The sequence below is a fragment of the Psychrobacter sp. TB15 genome (assembly GCF_000511655.1).
Lineage (GTDB): Bacteria > Pseudomonadota > Gammaproteobacteria > Pseudomonadales > Moraxellaceae > Psychrobacter > Psychrobacter submarinus.
Genome location: NZ_AYXN01000042.1, coordinates 169,391 through 187,820 on the forward strand (window position 1 = coordinate 169,391; position 18,430 = coordinate 187,820).

The 18,430-nt window shown below is 46.2% G+C and carries 15 protein-coding genes; 7 read left to right on the forward strand and 8 right to left on the reverse strand.

The window, feature by feature from the left end:
• The first annotated feature begins 117 nt into the window (after positions 1-117).
• Positions 118-3,018, forward strand: coding sequence for an aminomethyl-transferring glycine dehydrogenase (gene gcvP, locus W234_RS0112280; RefSeq protein WP_025647127.1), 2,901 nt, complete (start codon positions 118-120; stop codon positions 3,016-3,018).
• A gap of 70 nt (positions 3,019-3,088) precedes the next feature.
• On the opposite strand, the gene W234_RS0112285 is transcribed toward gcvP, so the two are convergent.
• On the reverse strand, positions 3,089-4,396 hold the full coding sequence (locus tag W234_RS0112285) for an RNA-guided endonuclease InsQ/TnpB family protein (protein WP_025647128.1): 1,308 nt from the start codon (positions 4,394-4,396) through the stop codon (positions 3,089-3,091).
• A 74-nt stretch (positions 4,397-4,470) separates the two neighbouring features.
• On the opposite strand from W234_RS0112285, the gene tnpA reads away from it, so the two are divergent.
• The gene (tnpA, locus tag W234_RS0112290; RefSeq protein ID WP_025647129.1) at positions 4,471-4,869 is read left to right on the forward strand and encodes an IS200/IS605 family transposase; all 399 of its coding nucleotides are present in this window, start codon (positions 4,471-4,473) and stop codon (positions 4,867-4,869) included.
• 360 nt (positions 4,870-5,229) lie between these two features.
• On the opposite strand, the gene orn is transcribed toward tnpA, so the two are convergent.
• The gene (gene orn, locus W234_RS0112295) at positions 5,230-5,817 is read right to left on the reverse strand and encodes an oligoribonuclease (RefSeq protein WP_025647130.1); all 588 of its coding nucleotides are present in this window, start codon (positions 5,815-5,817) and stop codon (positions 5,230-5,232) included.
• Positions 5,818-5,967: 150 nt separating this feature from the next.
• On the opposite strand from orn, the gene rsgA reads away from it, so the two are divergent.
• The 4 genes from rsgA (at position 5,968) to secB (ending at position 8,703) form a co-directional block, all read left to right on the forward strand.
• Positions 5,968-7,071 (forward strand): ribosome small subunit-dependent GTPase A, encoded by a 1,104-nt coding sequence (rsgA, locus tag W234_RS0112300; protein ID WP_025647131.1) that lies wholly within the window; start codon positions 5,968-5,970, stop codon positions 7,069-7,071.
• 121 nt (positions 7,072-7,192) lie between these two features.
• Positions 7,193-7,645: a rhodanese-like domain-containing protein gene (locus tag W234_RS0112305; RefSeq protein ID WP_025647132.1), complete on the forward strand. Its 453-nt coding sequence runs from the start codon at positions 7,193-7,195 to the stop codon at positions 7,643-7,645.
• A gap of 283 nt (positions 7,646-7,928) precedes the next feature.
• On the forward strand, positions 7,929-8,192 hold the full coding sequence (grxC, locus tag W234_RS0112310; protein WP_025647133.1) for a glutaredoxin 3: 264 nt from the start codon (positions 7,929-7,931) through the stop codon (positions 8,190-8,192).
• A gap of 58 nt (positions 8,193-8,250) precedes the next feature.
• Positions 8,251-8,703 carry a protein-export chaperone SecB gene (gene secB, locus W234_RS0112315; RefSeq protein WP_025647134.1) on the forward strand — a complete coding sequence of 151 codons (453 nt, stop codon included), beginning with the start codon at positions 8,251-8,253 and terminating at the stop codon, positions 8,701-8,703.
• A 119-nt stretch (positions 8,704-8,822) separates the two neighbouring features.
• On the opposite strand, the gene adk is transcribed toward secB, so the two are convergent.
• The 6 genes from adk to W234_RS0112345 all read right to left on the reverse strand — a co-directional run bounded on the left by adk (position 8,823) and on the right by W234_RS0112345 (position 15,799).
• Positions 8,823-9,476, reverse strand: coding sequence for an adenylate kinase (adk, locus tag W234_RS0112320; RefSeq protein WP_198013365.1), 654 nt, complete (start codon positions 9,474-9,476; stop codon positions 8,823-8,825).
• A 252-nt stretch (positions 9,477-9,728) separates the two neighbouring features.
• Positions 9,729-11,009, reverse strand: a complete 1,281-nt coding sequence (ccmI, locus tag W234_RS0112325; protein ID WP_025647136.1) for a c-type cytochrome biogenesis protein CcmI — start codon at positions 11,007-11,009, stop codon at positions 9,729-9,731.
• Positions 11,006-11,536 carry a cytochrome c-type biogenesis protein gene (locus W234_RS0112330; RefSeq protein WP_413771584.1) on the reverse strand — a complete coding sequence of 177 codons (531 nt, stop codon included), beginning with the start codon at positions 11,534-11,536 and terminating at the stop codon, positions 11,006-11,008. The genes ccmI and W234_RS0112330 overlap by 4 nt, the downstream gene beginning before the upstream one ends.
• Before the next feature lie 32 nt (positions 11,537-11,568).
• The gene (locus tag W234_RS0112335) at positions 11,569-12,162 is read right to left on the reverse strand and encodes a DsbE family thiol:disulfide interchange protein (protein WP_025647138.1); all 594 of its coding nucleotides are present in this window, start codon (positions 12,160-12,162) and stop codon (positions 11,569-11,571) included.
• A gap of 1 nt (position 12,163) precedes the next feature.
• The gene (locus tag W234_RS0112340) at positions 12,164-14,191 is read right to left on the reverse strand and encodes a heme lyase CcmF/NrfE family subunit (protein WP_025647139.1); all 2,028 of its coding nucleotides are present in this window, start codon (positions 14,189-14,191) and stop codon (positions 12,164-12,166) included.
• Between the two features lie 273 nt (positions 14,192-14,464).
• Entirely contained in the window at positions 14,465-15,799 is a 1,335-nt protein-coding gene (locus W234_RS0112345; protein ID WP_025647140.1) for a membrane protein, read from the reverse strand.
• Between the two features lie 622 nt (positions 15,800-16,421).
• Here W234_RS0112345 and mrdA point away from each other — a divergent pair.
• Positions 16,422-18,416: a penicillin-binding protein 2 gene (gene mrdA, locus W234_RS0112350; protein ID WP_025647141.1), complete on the forward strand. Its 1,995-nt coding sequence runs from the start codon at positions 16,422-16,424 to the stop codon at positions 18,414-18,416.
• Positions 18,417-18,430: the final 14 nt, after the last annotated feature.

Below are 18,430 nucleotides of genomic sequence, written 5' to 3' on the forward strand. Positions count from 1 at the left end.
TGATCATAGCGATATTGCGACGCTGAGCTCGCTTTTACTACTAAATTACTAACAACAAGTCGCGTAATAAATGACTTTATCTTTCTACCCTTACTTTAAACGCTAATAAGGACTGTCATGACCACTTCTCAAAAACCGACGTTCGATACCTTTAAAGGTTTATTTAATGAGTCTGAATTTGTCTATCGCCACTTAGGCTCAAACGAAACCAAGCAAGCTGATCTGTTGAGCGCCATTGGCTATCAAGACATGGCAAGCTTTATTAACGATACGGTACCAGAGCCAGTACGTTTGCATAAAGATCTTGATCTACCACTGGCGATGAGTGAGCATGCGGCGCTTGCCAAACTGCGCAAGATGGCAGATAACGTCACTGTGAATAAGAGCTATATCGGTCAAGGTTACTCGCCAGTACGTATGCCAGCGGTCATTCAGCGTAACGTGCTCGAAAACCCAGGTTGGTACACCGCTTACACGCCGTATCAAGCCGAAATTGCTCAGGGCCGCCTAGAAGCTTTATTAAACTTTCAGCAAGTGTGTATTGATCTGACGGGTCTTGAGATGGCGGGCGCCTCCCTACTTGATGAAGCGACGGCAGCTGCTGAAGCGATGGCGATGTCTAAACGCATGAGTAAAAGCAAGTCAACGCAGTTCTTTGTTGATGAACGTATTTATCCGCAGACACTAGACGTTATCCAGACTCGCGCTAAGTACTTTGGTTGGGACGTAGTCGTTGGCGACTTTGAACTGGCAAAATCAGGCGATTACTTCGGTGCGATCTTCCAATATGTCGGCAAAGAAGGCGATGTTCAGGATTTAACCGACGTTATCAGTGCCATTAAAGAAAAGAAAACCTATGTCAGCGTCGTCAGCGATATCATGAGCCTTGTGCTGCTAAAGTCGCCTGCCGATATGGGCGCAGATGTCGCTTTAGGTAGTACGCAGCGTTTCGGTATTCCGATGGGTTATGGTGGTCCACACGCCGCTTACTTTGCTTTTTCTGACAAAGCCAAACGCTCAGCGCCGGGCCGTATCATTGGTGTCTCAAAAGATGCGCAAGGTAACACGGCGCTACGTATGGCACTACAGACTCGTGAGCAGCATATCCGCCGCGAAAAAGCCAACTCAAACATCTGTACCTCACAAGTCCTACTCGCCAACCTCGCTGGCATGTACGCTGTCTATCATGGTCCAAGCGGTGTCAAACGTATTGCAACGCGTATTCATGCTTTTGCCACTGCCTTTGCAGAAGTCATCAGACAGGCTAATGGCGAAAATAAACTTAGCGTTGTACATGATCAGTTCTTCGATACTGTTGTCGTTGATTGTGGTTCAGAAAAGCTAGCGACCCAAATTTTTGAGAACGCTGATAATATTGGTTATAACCTATGGCGTTTTGACGATACTAAAATCAGCGTCGCCTTTAGTGAAACCAGCGATGAAGAAGACTTCAAAGTATTGACTCAGTTGTTTGTTAATACCTCTCATCAGCTACCAGAAACCGCTAGCGTATCACTAGATCAGACGTATCTGCGTAACGATGATATCTTAAGCCATCCGGTGTTTAACTCGCACCACACTGAGCACGAAATGCTACGCTATCTAAAATCTTTAGAGGATAGAGATTTGGCGATGAACCGCAGCATGATTGCGCTAGGTAGCTGTACGATGAAGCTGAACGCCACAAGCGAGATGCTGCCAATTACTTGGCCTGAATTCGCCAATGTGCATCCTTTTGCGCCGCTAGATCAAGTCTCAGGTTACATCGAGATGATCGATAGCTTACAAGAGCAGCTAAAAGCCATCACCGGCTTCGATGATATCTCTATGCAGCCAAACTCCGGTGCCTCTGGTGAATACGCCGGTCTGTTAGCTATCCGCCGCTACCATGAGTCTTTAGGCGAGACCAATCGTAATATCTGCCTAATTCCTATGTCAGCACACGGAACCAACCCAGCAACCGCTATCATGATGGGCATGCAAGTCGTCGTAGTCAAAACCGATGACAACGGCAACGTCGATATCGATGACTTAACGGCAAAATGTGAAGAGCACAGTGCCAATCTAGGCGCGTTAATGATTACCTATCCATCGACCCATGGCGTCTTTGAAGAAGGTATCCGTGACATCTGTGACCTCATTCATAAGCATGGTGGTCAGGTCTACATGGATGGCGCCAACATGAACGCGCAGGTAGCTATTATGCAGCCTGCTGATGTCGGCGCAGATGTGCTGCACATGAACTTGCATAAGACTTTTTGTATTCCGCATGGCGGCGGTGGCCCTGGTATGGGTCCTATCGGTATGCAGGCGCATTTGGCACCGTTCAAAGCCAACCATGCCGTGGTTCCAGTACATAATGCACTAAACGCCTGCTCAGCGGTATCCGCAGCACCGTATGGCTCAGCTAGCATCCTACCGATTTCATGGATGTATATTACGATGATGGGCCGCGATGGTTTGCTTGAGGCGACCAATCTGGCTCTGCTCAATGCCAACTATGTCGCTGATCAGCTCAAGTCTGACTATCCGGTCTTATATGCCGGTAAAAACGGCCGAGTGGCGCATGAATGTATCATTGATATCCGTCCGCTAAAAGAAGACACCGGCATCACTGAGAGCGATATCGCTAAGCGCTTGATGGATTATGGCTTCCACGCGCCAACGATGAGCTTCCCTGTCGCCGGAACGCTGATGATTGAGCCGACTGAGTCTGAGTCTAAAGAGGAGCTAGATCGTTTCATCAATGCGCTCAAATCTATCAAAGCTGAGATCATGAAAGCCAAAGCTGGTGAAGATGGTTGGACATTAGAGAACAACCCAGTCGTTAACGCGCCGCATACCGCCTCTGTGATCACTGATGAAGAGTGGTCCTATCCGTATAGCCGTGATGTTGCGGCATTCCCGCTATCGTACGTGCGCGCGCACAAATTCTGGCCAAGCGTCGGCCGTATCGATGATGTTTATGGCGATAAGAATCTTATGTGCTCATGCCCAAGTATCGAAAACTATATGTAGTTTTTGATATGTTGACATACTCCCACCACTTTCGCCAAGCTCAAGTGGGGGATTCTAAAAGCAGATGCTCTTAGGCGACTTTCTCACGAAGGTCGCTTGTTTTCTGTTTCAACGGGCGACCTTTACTGCATCCTCCCTCCGCAGACAAAACGGCATGTCCTGCCGCTAATATGTTACGAGCTGCATTAATATCAGCGTTCGCAACATACCTACATTTGACGCACTCAAATTTTGCCTGAGTTTGTCTGTTTTCCTTGGCGATATGATTGCATTCAGAGCAGGTTTGGCTAGTGTAGCGTGGGTTTACCTTAACCAGCAACCCACCGCGCCACTGCTGTTTATACTCAAGCATATTGACCATCATGCCCCAACCTTGATCTAGAATGGATTTATTTAATCCTGACTTGGCTTTGACATGACGACCTTTGTTCTCCACCGTGCCACTGGCTGATTTCGACATATTGGCGACTTTCAAGTCCTCACAAGCGATCATGGCGTGGCTTTTGCTGATGCTGGTGGTGATTTTATGCAAGTAGTCGTGTCTGATATTAGCAATGTGGCTGTGGAGTTTTTGAATCTTGCGGTTTTGCTTTTTCCAGTTTTGGCTAAACAGAACCTTTCTGCTTAATTGACGCTGTAATTTGGCCAGTTTTACTTGATTGGCTTTAAAGCTGTTCTTAGGTTTAATGTACTGACCGTTTGAGGTGGTGAGTAGTTTGCTGATACCCATATCCAAGCCAATAGCGCTTGTGGCAGGGTGGCGAGGGTTTTCAGTCAGTTCGCGCTCTGTGCCAAACGACACGTACCAGTGCCCTGACTTCTTGCTGATGGTGATGTTTTTAATCGTGCCAATGATGTCTTGCGATTTTCTAAACTTCACCAGACCAATGCCATTAGGCAGTTTTACTCGATTGCCCTCAACACGGCAGTATTTGTCAAACTGAACCAAGCGAATTGAGTCATACCCATCTGATTTGCGCTTAAATTGTGGCATCAACGGTCGTCGTTGAATCTCTGTGCCATCAGCCAGTTTAAAGAACTTGGGTTTGCGAGGTTTCTTTTTATTTTCTTTCAATCTGGCATGTGCTTTAGGATCAAAGAAACGTGACCAAGCTGATGCCAGATCACGTACCTTTTGTTGTAAAGATACAGCGTTTGAGCTGGTTTTTAAGAACGCGAAATCAGGGTTGCTCTTTAGATCCATGATTTTATTAACAAGGTTCGTGGCATTGATAAACTCATCTTTAGCAAACATCTCAAATGAGATTGCCAGCATTTGATTCCAAACAAAACGTGCAGAGCCGACAAGATTATTTAAAATAATCTCTTGCTCCGCATTAGGCTCAAGCCTAAATTTATACGCTTTGTTGATTTTCATAAATGCGTTCTTTGTTAATGAGTGTGTGTTTGGTATTATGCTTGTAATACTAGCATTTGAGGATATTTATTGCAATGAGTGAGATACATAAAAACCGCCATGCTGCCTTTAACCTCCACGTTCATTTGGTTTTTATCACTAAGTACCGAAAAAAAGTTTTAGGTGAGCTGCATCACGAGTATTTCAGTGAGTGTGCCGCTGAGGTGTGCAAGAGTTTTGATGCTGAGTTAAAAGAATGTAACGGTGAGGCAGATCATATCCACATGCTTATCCAGTATCCGCCAACGGTGCAATTAAGCAAATTGGTTAATAACTTGAAGTCAGTCACAAGTAGACGAATGAGGGGTGATTTTATTGATTTAAGAGCAGCTTATTCCAAGCCTGTGCTTTGGTCACGCTCCTACTTTGCAAGCTCTTGTGGCGGTGCGCCATTAGATATTATTAAGCAATACATTCAGAACCAGCGAGGTTAGCCAGTGATGCGAAATTCACCTCCACCCTAATGTCGGGTGGAGTCCTCTTTCGCTTTTTTGATAGATGGCATCGAAAACTATATGTAGCTTTCACGATTTAGAATAAAATAAACCTTCAAGTCAGTAGCTGGCTTGGAGGTTTTTCTTATTAAGCTGCTTTTGTTACAGTCAGTTCGAAATAAAAGTGTTATGAATTTAGAGACGCTACTGGTATAAATTTTACTTGCGTGCTGCGTTCCTTCGATGCTGCGCAAAATTCATCCCAGCAGCGCTATACCATTTTTAGAGCGAATCGACTATAGCGCTGCTATAACTAGCGTTGCCATAAGATAAAATAAGTGCTCTAAGTTAAAGCTTGCACTACTCCATTAGCTTAAAAAAGTGCTGACGATAGTGCTTCAGCTCGCGAATAGAGTCGCGGATGTCATCTAACGCTAAATGGCTACCGCCCTTCTCAAAATTCTTTAAGATGTCTGGCCGCCAGCGAAAGCACAGCTCTTTTACCGACGACACATCTAAATTGCGATAGTGAAAGAAGCGCTCAAGCTCCGGCATCTGGCGCGCCAAAAAACGTCTATCTTGGCAGATAGAATTACCACACATCGGCGACTTACCACTATCAACCCATTTATTCAAAAACTTAATCGTTTCCGCTTCAGCTTCTGCTAGTGTTACTTTGCTACGGCGCACCCGATCGACTAAGCCTGATTGGCCATGCTGCTTAGTATTCCACTCGTCCATCTGATTGAGCCTTTGATCCGATATTTTGATCGCAAATACCGGCCCCTCAGCCAACACATTGAGATCCTCATCAGTGACCACAGTTGCAATCTCGATAATCTCATCATTGAGCGTATCGAGTCCAGTCATCTCAAGGTCTATCCAGACCAGCCCCTTTTTGCCTTGATTCTTAATTTTTATCTTATTGGGATGGTCATCGCTACTCATAAGGCGTCCTATTATTAAGGTTTAAAATATCTCGTTATTTCTTTCGCTTCAACGGTGTTTACAATGTTACAAAACCCCTGTTAAGCTTAAGCTGTATGGTAGCAAATTTTCGCGCTACACTGAGCAATATTTTCGTTATAGGCAGCACTCATGGCATTGATTCGGCAACGCAAACTCACCAAACAACAGATTCGGCGCATAGACAAGCAGCAACTAGAGAGTCAAGATAGTATTGATGATAGCTTGATGGATGGTGTGGTCATGGCGCACTACGGTAAGCAGCTAGAGGTGCAAGTCACCAGCTTACCGGCCGTTATTGCTGAGCCGCCAGAGATTGGTCCCGACGACCCTGAGCCTTTTTGGCAAGAGCTTGCACTTGGAGACATTTGGCGCTGTCATGTACGCACCAACCTGCCGATGCTCGCCGCTGGCGACCAAGTACGCTGGACGGCTGACTCTAATACCGGCTTTGGACGTATTGAGTCCGTCAAGCCGCGCACCTCTTTAGTCTCGCGCCCAGATCGTTACCATAAGCTCAAACCTGTCGCCGCTAATGTCGATATTTTGGCGATTGTTTTTGCGCCGCTGCCAGCTGCTGCGCCTTCATTGATTGACCGTTATTTAGTCGTTTGTCATCACGCTGGTGTGAAGCCGCTACTGGTCTTAAATAAAGCAGACTTATTGGCGCAAGATGACTACGCTGACACCCGTGAGCTACTCACTCAATATGCCGCATTGGGCTATGAGAGTGTGCTGACCTCTGTTGATTGCCCTGAAAATATCGCTGAGAGCGCCGAGCAAATAGGCCTCAGTGAGCTCAAAAGCTATATCGATCATAAGCTTGTTATTTTCGCCGGTCAGTCTGGTGTTGGTAAGAGTAGTCTTATCAACGCGCTGCTGCCGGAGTCCGCGCAAAGCGTCAATGTCATCTCTGAGAACTCACAATTGGGTCAGCACACCACGACGACCAGTCGGCTATTACCCTTCAACCCTGATGATTTGACTGCTGGCGGCATCGTTGATACGCCCGGTATTCGCGAATACGGCATCTGGCATCTGACCCCTGAAGATATTATTTCAGGCTTTATTGAGCTGGCTCCCCTAGCAGGCTATTGTCAATTTCGCGACTGTCGGCACACTTATAACTCCAAAGGCTGCGCGCTATGGCAAGCGGTAGCAGATGGGGAAGTCTTGCAGCGCCGCGTTGAGAATCTGGTCACTTTGCGAGAAGAGGCGGACACTAAGCCATACTAGCGCCGGTTTGCTCTGATCGGCCGTTTACTATAACGAGTCTTATCGGTATAATAGCGCCTGGTTCGATATGGTTGGGCTGTATTCGCAGTCTGCTAGAGCCCTAATTTTTTGGAGGTCTGTTGTGGATCGTGCGCTTGAATTTGTAGGCAATCACCCTTTTTTATTTGGTATTTTGGCGGTATTAGCTATATTGTTTTTTACCATTGAAAATAAACGTAGTGGCAAAAAAATATCTCCTAACACGCTTGGGATGCTGGTCAACTCGCAAAATGCGCAATTGATCGATATTCGTACCAAAAAGAAATTTGAGACCGGCTATATTCAAGGTAGCCGCAATATTCCTTTTACTGAAATAAAAGATCGTATAGAAGAAATCCGCGCAATCGAGCAGCCTGTGATTATCATTTGTGATATGGGCGTGCAAGCGGGTGCGGCGATACAGATGATCGGCAAAGACAACGTTTATCGTCTAGAAGGCGGCGTTGGCGGTTGGCAAGGCGCTGGTATGCCATTAGTGAGCCCAAAAGATGCGCAAGCCAAAAAAGGCAAAGCTAAGCCGAAGCTCAGTAAATAGTAGATCCCAATCTTACAAATTTGTGGTTTAGCAAGCTTTGTATTTACCAATTATGTATTCGCCAAATATCAAGACATCATAGCTATCGTAAAAAGCTATGATGTCTTTTTTTACAAAAGTAGCAATCGCAGTTATTGTGAACTTTTATTACATTTATCGCTATCCGCTTGAATTTATACCCGAGAGCCCCACTTCATAACTGAAGACAATGAAAACGACACTGCTCAATAATGGCAGCTGATATTCATCATAACGACTCATTTATTATAAATAAGGATTTATTATGACGGTTCCTGTAAAAGTATATACCACGCCAATCTGCCCCTATTGCACAAACGCCAAACAATTATTACAATCTAAAGGCGTCGACTATGAAGAGATTGGTATGCATGATATCAGCAGCGATGACCGCCGTGCTTTGATGCAAAAAACCAATAATTACCGCACCGTGCCACAGATCTTTGTGGGTGATACTTTTATTGGCGGCTTTGATGAGCTTAATCAACTTAATCAGCAAGGCAAGCTTGATGAGCTATTAGTAGGTTAAACGGCATAACTTCGCATTATTTTGAACGACTAATTTATTAATTTTTAGAGGAAATACCATGGCTGAAGAACAAGCACAACCCCAACTGGCGTTAGAGCGCATTTATGTCAAAGATATGTCGCTTGAAGTACCTGGCGCTGATGTATTCACCAAAGAGTGGAACCCAGAGCTAGATATCAACCTATCAAGCAATGCTGAGAAGTTAGACGACGACCATTATCAAGTGACTCTAACCGTTAGTGTCAATGCTAAAAACGCAGAAGCACCAGCGTTTATCGCCGAAGTACACCAAGCCGGTATTTTCTTATTAAAAGATATTCCAGAAGACCAAATCGGACAAATCTTAGGCGCGTACTGCCCTAACGTCTTGTTCCCTTATGCGCGTGAAGTGATCAGCGACATCGTCACTCGTGGTAGCTTCCCGCAGTTGCTACTAGCGCCGGTCAACTTTGACCAAGCTTATGCCCAAAGCCAAGAGCAAGCTCAAGTAGACGCACAAGGTAAAGCGTAAGCCTATATTAAATAGACTCGTTTAAACCGATTAATCGGTAAAATAAAAACCGCCTAACTCATGAGTTAGGCGGTTTTTTATGCATTGATATAAGCAAGTATGAGCTTATTGCTAGCTGTTTAGTCTTTTAATGCGGCTAAGATTTGCTCTCTGACTTCATCAATCGCTTGGGTACCGTCAAACTTATCGTAATCAGGAGTATCCGCGCCTTCTTTGGCTTTGTCTTGATAAAAACCGACCAAAGCAGAGGTTTGCTCATGATAAGTGGCTAGACGCTCACGAATGGTCTCTTCTTTATCATCTGGACGCTGAATAAGCGGCTCACCTGTTACGTCATCGATGCCTTCAACTTTTGGCGGATTATGGTCAATATGATAGATACGGCCTGAGTCAGCATGCTGACGACGACCAGAGAGACGCTTGACGATTTCGTCATCAGGAACGCTAATCTCAATCACATGATCGATAGCGACATTTGCTTCAGCTAACGCTTGCGCCTGTGGAATGGTGCGCGGGAACCCATCTAATATGCAACCATTGGCACAATCAGGCTTAGCGAGACGTTCTTGCACTAAGTTGATGATAAGATCATCAGAAACAAGACCACCTGCATTCATCACGCCTTGGGCTTGTTTACCAAGCTCAGTGCCTTCTTTGATCGCAGCGCGTAGCATATCACCTGTGGAGATTTGCGGGATATCATACTCTTTAGAGATGAACTGGGCTTGGGTGCCTTTACCAGCGCCAGGGGGACCTAGCAAAATAATACGCATCATTATACGTTTCTCCTCAATAGATGGGTTTTCGAAATTCTAAAAAATTACAAAACATAGGGATTGGTGAATTGCAAGCCATACCTTACCTTGTGGGTTTATAAAGCTCAAGTTTTTTTATCTTATATTGCCAAAGTTGCTATGACTTTACTGTTCATGTAAAGCAATTGCGTGCCAATATGACTCGTCAAATAATGAGCTTTGACACGCTGTTTGTAATAACCATAAATATTAACCGTAAGACCATTTAGCTTAAGGTACTTGCTGATTAATCTCGACATTGACTTGGTTTTGGTCGGTGCTGATCACCACCGGATTACCGGATAAATCTCCAGATTCAGCAACTGCATTACCACTATGACTAATACGAGCAATTACTACCAGCTGCGTTTTTTGCTCGCGAGCTGAGGCTAAAGTGCGCTCAGGCATCATAGCGTCCAGATCGCTCAAGCTGATATTGGCTTCGCCTTGCTTAATCACCGATATGGGTAGACGCTTGGCAGCGAAAGGTGGTCCGCCATTGACATCACGTATCGCCACAAAGAGCACATCGTCCCCTTTTACTAGCGGCAATAAGCTTGAGTTGACCACAACCGTAACATCGACACCTTGCGCCGCTTGCGCTTTTTGCGCGTTAATATTGGCGCTGAGCTCATCTAGGCTGGCAAGCGCTCGGCTATGATCGCCAGGCTTAGCAGCAATGCTGTTTCGCAAACGGCTAATCCAGCCTTGCGCTTCATCGAAGTTACTACTACGCGCCTCGCCCATGGCCATTAGCATCTGCGCGCCTTCGTGCTGCGGGTTATCGACAAGCACGTCTTGCAGTACTCTACGGATATTGGCATCAAGCCGGCCTTCATTGGCAAAGAAACTAATCTGCGCGTAACTCGTTGCAATCTCTTCGTTTTCAGGCGACAAGCGATAAGCTCGAGACAGCGCTTCTATCGCAGAAGGCGTCGCTTCTAGCGATAAGAACAGCTCTGATAAGCGCATCCAGCGATCTGGGTCATCAGCGTGGCGATAGACATTGGTCTGCATCGCGCTGATAAGCTGTCTGCCATCTTCAATCGCCCAAGCAGGCGGCTGATCGATTTTACCGGTCAACAGATCATCAGCGACTTGACCGACTTTGTCCTCGCTTGCCCATAGCTCAAATACTGGGGTACGATTGCCGATCAACAGATACGCCATAGCGGCTAATACTGGCACCCAAACCATCACAATCAGACGGCTTTTGATACCTGGCGCAACCATAGGCGTGACTTCTCGCTGCGCATCTAACAACTGACGCTCAAGCTCAAGCTTTTGGTTTTGATAATGAGTGTCGTCAATCGTTCCACTGTCTTTATCGCTTTTTAGCTCAGCCAAACGCTCACGGAATACCGCGACGTTGATATCGAGCAGCTGATTGTCTACTGGGTTCGATTTGATACGCGCGGCGCGTAGCCACGGAGTAATAGCGATAACCGCCAAAATCAGCGCCATAAATAAGCTTAGAGCAATAAATAAGCCGATAGTAGAAAATAGGGTCATTTTTTGTCCTCTGGGCTTGAGATATCATGGTCGGTGCTATCAGTACTGGTACTATTACTATCACTGGCACGTGATAATAGACGATCTAGTTCTGCTTTTTCTGCTGGAGTAAGCGCCGCAGCGGTACTCTCGACCTTCACTCGGCTTTGACCGCGAGCAGCAGCCTGTCGGCGTTTACTTTGCCAAAACCAACCGCCGATAAGCACGATTAGCAATAATGGCGGAAAGAACCATAGAATCCAAGTCGATGGACGCACTGGCGGCTTATAACTGATAAAGTCGCCATAGCGCTCTTGCATGTAACTGCGAATCTCACCATCGCTGCGCCCTTCTTTAACCAAGTCAAAGGTCTTTTGCTTGAGGTCTTGGGCAATAGGGGCGTCAGAGCCTGCCAAGTTTTGGTTCTGGCACTTTGGACAACGCAGCTCTTCGATAAGGCCGCGATACTGCGCTTCTTGCTGCGTGGATTCAAAATCATAGACATCAATGGCCGCATAGCTTGATAGGCTAAACAGACAAGCGAGCATTAGGCCGGCGGCTTTCAGAATTATATGAGTCATTATTGACAGGCCTCCGTAACTTGACTGGCCTCAGGGACCGCATTGGTCTTATTGGCTTCATTGAGTACCATCAAGCAAGGAGTGATACGGTCTTGCCAGTTGGCTTCATTAATCTCGCCAATAATATGCTGACGAATAATGCCATTACCATCGACTATAAAGGTCTCAGGCGCGCCCGTTAAACCCAAATCTAAAGCAAACTGACCCGTTAAGTCCTGAATAGACATCGAAAAAGGATCGCCGCCGCGGTTTAGATAACTCAGCGCGTCACCAATTTCATCTTTATAATTGACGCCGACCAGATTAACACCGCGCTCCTCAAGTTCCATCAAGAAAGGATGCTCAACGACGCAAGTGGGGCACCAAGAGCCCCAAACATTCATCAAAAAAGGCTCATCAGGCAGATTATCGTTCGTCACAATACGGCTAGTATCTGATAATAAAGGCAGCTCAAAGGCAGGTACTGGGCGCTCAAGCGCAGTATTCATCACCACTTCAGTCGGCTTACCTAGCTGATTGCCTAGCAGATAAAGCACCCCAATAAATACCAGCAGCGGAATCAAAAACCATATTTTTAACTGTTTTTTCTTCATCTTACTTCTCCTTCGCACTTGCTGCTAGCGTTGCCGTATCTACCGTACGCGCGGTGTCGGTACTACTGGTTTCTAATAAAGCACCTTTGGATTTTTTGATACGGTAGCGCTTATCGAGCATACTCAGCAGCCCGCCTAAAGCCATAATAATCGCGCCAAGCCAAATCCAGCGAATCAGCGGCTTAACATAGATACGTAACGCCCATTCGTTACTGCCCTCAGCGATAGGCTCGCCAAGCGCTACATAGACATCACGCATTAAGCTGGGATCAATCGCCGCCTCGGTGGTCGGCATGGTACTGATAATATACGTACGCTTTTCTGGCGTCAGTGTCGCCACTGCTCGGCCGTCTTTGCTGACAGCCGCTGTTGCTTGTGTGGCATCAAAGTTACTCGCTTTGATCTCTTGAAAGTCCACTAAATTAAAGTCGTAGCCTTGGACATTAACAGTATCACCTTCAGCCATCGCGACATCGCGCTCGATGCTCAGACTGGTCGTAAACGCCACCCCAATTACCGCTATCAGCACACCAATATGGGCGACTTGCTGTCCCCAATAGCTCAGGCGCAGCTGACGCAGACCTTTAAAGAGACTAGGTGCGTTTTTAGTTTTATCTCTAAAATCAATCACCATCCATAAAAGCACCCAAAAGCTCACTGCTAACGTCACACCGATATTGAGCATAGAGGACGGATGAGCAAAGTAGGCAATGATCGCTGCGAGCACTAAACTACTGACCGCGATGACCATCCCCACGCCTAATAAAGGCCGCTTGTCTTTTTTCCAGCGGATATTAGAGCCCATGCCCATCGCTATCAGCAGCAGCCAAGTTAACGGAACAAACAAAGCGTTAAAGTAAGGAGGGCCTACAGAGACTTGGCCTAAATTGAAAGCGTCAGCGATGATAGGATATAGCGTGCCTAAAAGCACTACTAAGGTTGAGATCAAGATAATGACGTTATTAATCACCAAAAACGATTCGCGCGATATCAGCTGATATTGGCTCTCAACCGTCAAGCGCCAACCGCGTACCGCAAACATCAATAGGCCGCCACCGATGATAATACCTAAAATCGCCAAAATCACTAAACCGCGAGTCGGGTCAGCGGCGAACGAATGCACGGAGGTGATAACCCCAGAGCGCACCAAAAACGTCCCTAATAAACTCAGCGCAAAGGAAAAAATAGCCAACATAATAGTCCAAGCTTTAAAGACCCCGCGCTTTTCGGTGACCGCCAGCGAGTGCAACAGCGCAAGCCCTGCCAACCACGGCATCAAAGATGCGTTTTCTACGGGATCCCAAAACCACCAGCCGCCCCAGCCAAGCTCGTAGTAAGCCCACCAAGAGCCAAGAGCGATACCAATCGTCAAAAAGCCCCAAGCTGCTAGCGCCCAAGGACGCGACCAACGCGTCCATACCGCATCGAGTCGCCCTTCCCATAATGCTGCCATACAAAACGCAAAAGGCACTACCATACCGACATAACCCATATAAAGCATAGGCGGATGGATAATCAGACCAAAGTCTTGTAGTACGGGATTGAGATCAGCGCCATCTACCGGCAGGTTAGGTAGAGTACGCTCGAACGGCGATGAGGTAAAGATCAGCATCGCCAGCATCATCAGCTGCACTGCTGCCAATATCACGAGTACCCGCGCGCGCATAGATAATGGCAGACCGCGGCTAAAGTAGGAAACTAAGGCGCACCAGCTGGCCATGATAGTCATCCACAGTAGCAGCGAGCCTTCATGCCCGCCCCATGTTGCGGATAGCTTATAGTACCAAGGCAGCAACGTATTGGAGTGCTGAGCCACATAGACCAAAGTGAAATCATTGTAATAAAAGCCTGCCATCAACGCGGCAAATGACACAATCATAGCGGCAAACTGTGCCCAAGCTAGACTTGGTGCCAAGCGCTGCCAAGCGACTTGATGACGCATAACGCCAATGGTCGGTAATACAACTTGCAATATTGCCAACACAAAAGCGGCAAGCAAGGCAAAATAACCCAATTCTGTGATCAACATACCGTCTAACCTTGTCTACTTTAGCGCAAAACCTCAAACCGCCATTAAGCGGTATAAGCATGCTACATTTAGCGGCTTATCTTTTAGGTTTTGCTTGATACCATCGTCGTTTATTTTGTCGCCGCGAGTATAGTACGGTTCAATAATTTATAACTACTTAATACATGCAGCGATTAAGTAGTTGTTGAGTAGTTATATTGTCTTTTGAGTAGGGCGTTATTTATCGCAGCTTTTAGCCTACTTTGGATATCGAGGTATTTGGCTATAAAAAACCTAACCCACAGCGGGGAAAAATACTAATACTAAGTGTAGCCAACCGGCTAAAAACCCAGTCAAACCGCCAAGTACAATCAGCGTCAGCTCATCCTCTCGAAAGGCAGGTCGCAGCAAGTTTTGAAACTCACGCGGGGTCAAAGCGCGGATGCGGTCACGAAATAAACCAAAAATTTTGCTAGCGCGGCTCTCGTTCAGCTCAGGATCGCGTATTGGTACCATCGTAGCGCTAATCGACTTATCGATGATAGTGTTTTTGAGCTTACCAAACTCGCGACGACCTAAGCTCATACGCAGCGACGTCCTAATGACAGGAGTCTCTAACAGCTCATAAAGGTGCGACTTCATCAATACACGCGTATCGTTTGCGCGCGTACCATACATCATCTCATTCATGATGTTCTCAAGTGTCACCAAGTCTTTGACCACAATCTCAGCAAATACCTCAGAGACCTCTTCTTGGCGCTTCATAAAACCGCCTTGAAAGCGAAACTGAGCAATATGCGGTAGCTGCGGCACTACAAACGGAAAGCGGCTACTGCGTCTAAAGAACTTTACATAAGGAATAAAGCGCGGCTCTACAGGATTAAACACCATCCAAATAGCAATCCAATTGGTCAAAAGCCCCCAAATAGCAGCAAAAAACGGTACTGTCCAATGCTGCGGTACAAACAAGAAGATAAACATCTGAATCAGGCCGAATACTAACCCAATGAGCGCGCTGATATGCCAAATGAAATTAATCTCTTTTTGCCCAACCCGTAAGAACATATTGACCATCAAGCGCCGATCGTTCTCCATCGTATTGACGATCATCTGGCGCATATCTACTAATTCTTCGACGTTATTGGTCAAATCCAGTACCAAAGCTTGCATAATCTCTGGCAGGGCTTTGTGCGCTTGATTATAAATACGGCGTTTGATGGCATAAGGCAAATTGCCCCACAACGTCTCTGAGCGCTCAAGCATAATCTCATCGATGAGCGCCTCGAGGTTTTCATCGACCTTTTCGGTAATAAAAACAGCCATCTGTTCAGGCTCCATCGCCTTAAAAAACTCATCTAATGAGCCAAGCTTTGAGAGCGTCTGATCAACGATAACCCCAGATATCTTACCCGCTTTACGCGGTACAATACCTTGCCACCCTATCCCTGGTAAACCAAAGAAGGGAAAGTTAGGAATGCGAATACCCCAAAACTTGATGGGATAAAATAGCATTTTTAATGCCATCCATACGTGTGCCCAAGTGACAAATGCAGTCACCGGCGGAATAGTCAGCATAGCAAGGAATTCTGGATGCTCAGCGATTGTCTGCCATATCGAGGTTACGTCCATGACTTTGCACGTCCCTTATATAAAGGTTATTGTCAGCCTATTGATTTTATACGGTTACGTTTTTACTGATAACTTTTTATTAGGCTTAATGATAAGCCGTCTTACTGCATTGATACCGTTTTGATACCGGACATAAAGCCGCCTGATTTTAACATACTTGCTATTTTTTAGCACCCATATAGGTTATGGAAGTTATGACCGTAGGCGACACTTTTAGTGAAGCTCAATTGGCTCTACTCATCTAAAATAGTGTTGTTAAGTAAGCGTCTAAGAGTAAGGCTAAAAGCAAGATTGTGGGCCTTTTACATCAGTCATTATTTAGCGTCACTGTGCATAATTTTTATTAGCCAATACTCATTAACATATCCTCATTATTGGACACTTATTAGTGAACTTATAGCCTGCTACGGTTATATCCTTTTATATTTAGTGAGTAGTCTCTGTTATAATCTGCGCCTTGCAGCTTGGCTGACATTATAACTTAGCGCAAAAAAATCGCTATGTGATTGAAATTATTATTGTTATTTTTGTCAGCATCCTATATATTTGCTGCACTCTTTATTGCTTAGTTATTGCTCAGCGCTGTATGTGTCGCCCCTCTCGTTTTAGGTCCCTGTCTGCTATGAATAAACCACTCACTCCAAATACTGAACAGGTCAATCGCATGTTTATGCGGCGGATTATTATCCTTGGAGTGCTGATATTTTTGGGTTTGAGCGGTTTGATAGTGCGTTATGGTTTTTTGCAGGTGTACGCTCACGATCGTTATAGTACGCAGGCGGACAATAACCGTATCAAACTGATATCTGCGCCGCCGAGTCGCGGTTATATCTACGATCGTAACGGTATCTTGCTTGCGGATAATCAGCCGGTATTCACCGCTATGATTAACCCAGATATTGTCGAAGACCCTGAGCGTGTGCTTGCGCTACTTGCACCTATTTTTGATTTGAGCGATAAAGATATTACCGATATTTTGTCCCGTCTGTCTCGCAGTAAGCGCGATCCTGTCACCGTCAAAATCGATTTAACAGAGACTCAATTGGCGCAGTTTAGCGAGCGTAAGCCTTTTTTTCAGGGGGTGACTATTCAAAGTAAGCTCACCCGCTCCTACCCTTACGATGAGCTGTTTGCCCATGTGATCGGTTATGTTGGCCGGATTAATGATAAAGAAACCAAGCGCATCGATAAGGATCGTTACGCAGGTACAGACTTGATTGGCAAAATCGGTATCGAGGATTATTACGAAGATATCTTGCTCGGCGAGCCAGGCTATCAGTCGGTGGAGACTGACGCTCATGGTAATATCATTCGCCAATTAGAAACCAAGCCGCCTATCGCAGGCAATGACATTACTTTGAGCTTAGATTATGGCCTACAAAAAATAGCGCAAGAGCAGCTAGATGGTAGACGCGGCGCTATCGTCGCTATCGACCCGCAAAATGGCGATGTACTCGCCTTTGTCAGTAACCCAAGCTACGATCCCAATCCGTTTATCTCTGGTATCTCATTCAAAGACTATGGCGCCCTGCGCGACGATATCGATCAGCCGCTATATAACCGTGCCCTGCAAGGAATGTATCCACCAGCATCTACAATTAAGCCTTTTGCAGGTTTAGGCGGTATTCATTACGGTCTACGCGACTGGGAAACCACTATCTATGACCCTGGTTACTTCAGCTTGCCTGGGGACTCGCACCGTTTTCGTGATTGGAAACGTGGCGGTCACGGTACCGTCGATCTCAAAAAATCGATCATGATGTCGGTCGATACTTATTATTATAAGCTTGCTTATGAGATGGGTATTCAGCGCCTACATGATTGGATGGTTAGATTTGGCTTTGGAGAGCGTACCGGTATCGATTTGCCTAATGAGAAATCTGGCATCATGCCTTCGCCCAAGTGGAAAAAAGATCGCTATGATAAAGACTGGCTGCCGGGCGAGACGATATCGGTGAGTATCGGTCAGGGTTATTTTTTAGCCACCCCGCTCCAAGTCGCTAACGCCACTGCGATGACGGCTAATAAAGGCAATCATATCACCCCACATCTACTAAAAAGCAGTGAAGGCGCGGCTCCTGTCAAGGTCATTAGCAAGCCTGATGGCAAAATCGACTATAATGGAAAGCCATCCGACTGGCTGCGTATGCACGATGCTATGGAAGATACCGTAAAGCGTGGAACCGCGCGCCGTATTTATACCAAAGACTATCGTATCGCTGGTAAAACCGGTACCGCACAGGTAAAGTCTATCGCGCAGGGTAAAAGCTATGACAAATCGGCTCTGGATAAACGGCACTGGGATCATGCTTGGTTTACCGGTTTTGCGCCAGTTGAGAACCCAACTATTGCGCTAGCAGTATTGGTCGAAAACGGCGGCGGCGGTAGTACCGTGGCCGCCCCTATCGGACGAGAGCTCTTTGACTATTGGGTCGTGCAGCGTGATAAAGACCCTATTATGCCGCCAACCCCAGATCAGCTAAAAATAATTAAGCGTCACAAAGCGTTAGAAAAGGCGCGCCTTGATGCTATCCGTGAAGCAGAAGCCGCCGCCGAAGCTGAGGCCGAAGCTTTAGAAGAAGAAGCGCTATCTACTACCGAGACATCTACTCCCTAAAACTATTAATATTC

Bases quoted from the DNA above. Each gene is read 5' to 3' on its own strand.
- tnpA (WP_025647129.1), top strand. From the start codon at position 4,471: ATGAGTGAGATACATAAAAACCGCCATGCTGCCTTTAACCTCCACGTT.
- gcvP (WP_025647127.1), top strand. From the start codon at position 118: ATGACCACTTCTCAAAAACCGACGTTCGATACCTTTAAAGGTTTATTT.
- adk (WP_198013365.1), bottom strand. From the start codon at position 9,476: ATGCGTATTATTTTGCTAGGTCCCCCTGGCGCTGGTAAAGGCACCCAA.
- mrdA (WP_025647141.1), top strand. From the start codon at position 16,422: ATGAATAAACCACTCACTCCAAATACTGAACAGGTCAATCGCATGTTT.
- rsgA (WP_025647131.1), top strand. From the start codon at position 5,968: ATGGCATTGATTCGGCAACGCAAACTCACCAAACAACAGATTCGGCGC.
- W234_RS0112335 (WP_025647138.1), bottom strand. From the start codon at position 12,162: ATGAAGAAAAAACAGTTAAAAATATGGTTTTTGATTCCGCTGCTGGTA.
- W234_RS0112285 (WP_025647128.1), bottom strand. From the start codon at position 4,396: ATGAAAATCAACAAAGCGTATAAATTTAGGCTTGAGCCTAATGCGGAG.
- W234_RS0112340 (WP_025647139.1), bottom strand. From the start codon at position 14,191: ATGTTGATCACAGAATTGGGTTATTTTGCCTTGCTTGCCGCTTTTGTG.
- ccmI (WP_025647136.1), bottom strand. From the start codon at position 11,009: ATGACCCTATTTTCTACTATCGGCTTATTTATTGCTCTAAGCTTATTT.
- grxC (WP_025647133.1), top strand. From the start codon at position 7,929: ATGACGGTTCCTGTAAAAGTATATACCACGCCAATCTGCCCCTATTGC.
- orn (WP_025647130.1), bottom strand. From the start codon at position 5,817: ATGAGTAGCGATGACCATCCCAATAAGATAAAAATTAAGAATCAAGGC.
- W234_RS0112330 (WP_413771584.1), bottom strand. From the start codon at position 11,536: ATGCTCGCTTGTCTGTTTAGCCTATCAAGCTATGCGGCCATTGATGTC.
- secB (WP_025647134.1), top strand. From the start codon at position 8,251: ATGGCTGAAGAACAAGCACAACCCCAACTGGCGTTAGAGCGCATTTAT.
- W234_RS0112345 (WP_025647140.1), bottom strand. From the start codon at position 15,799: ATGGACGTAACCTCGATATGGCAGACAATCGCTGAGCATCCAGAATTC.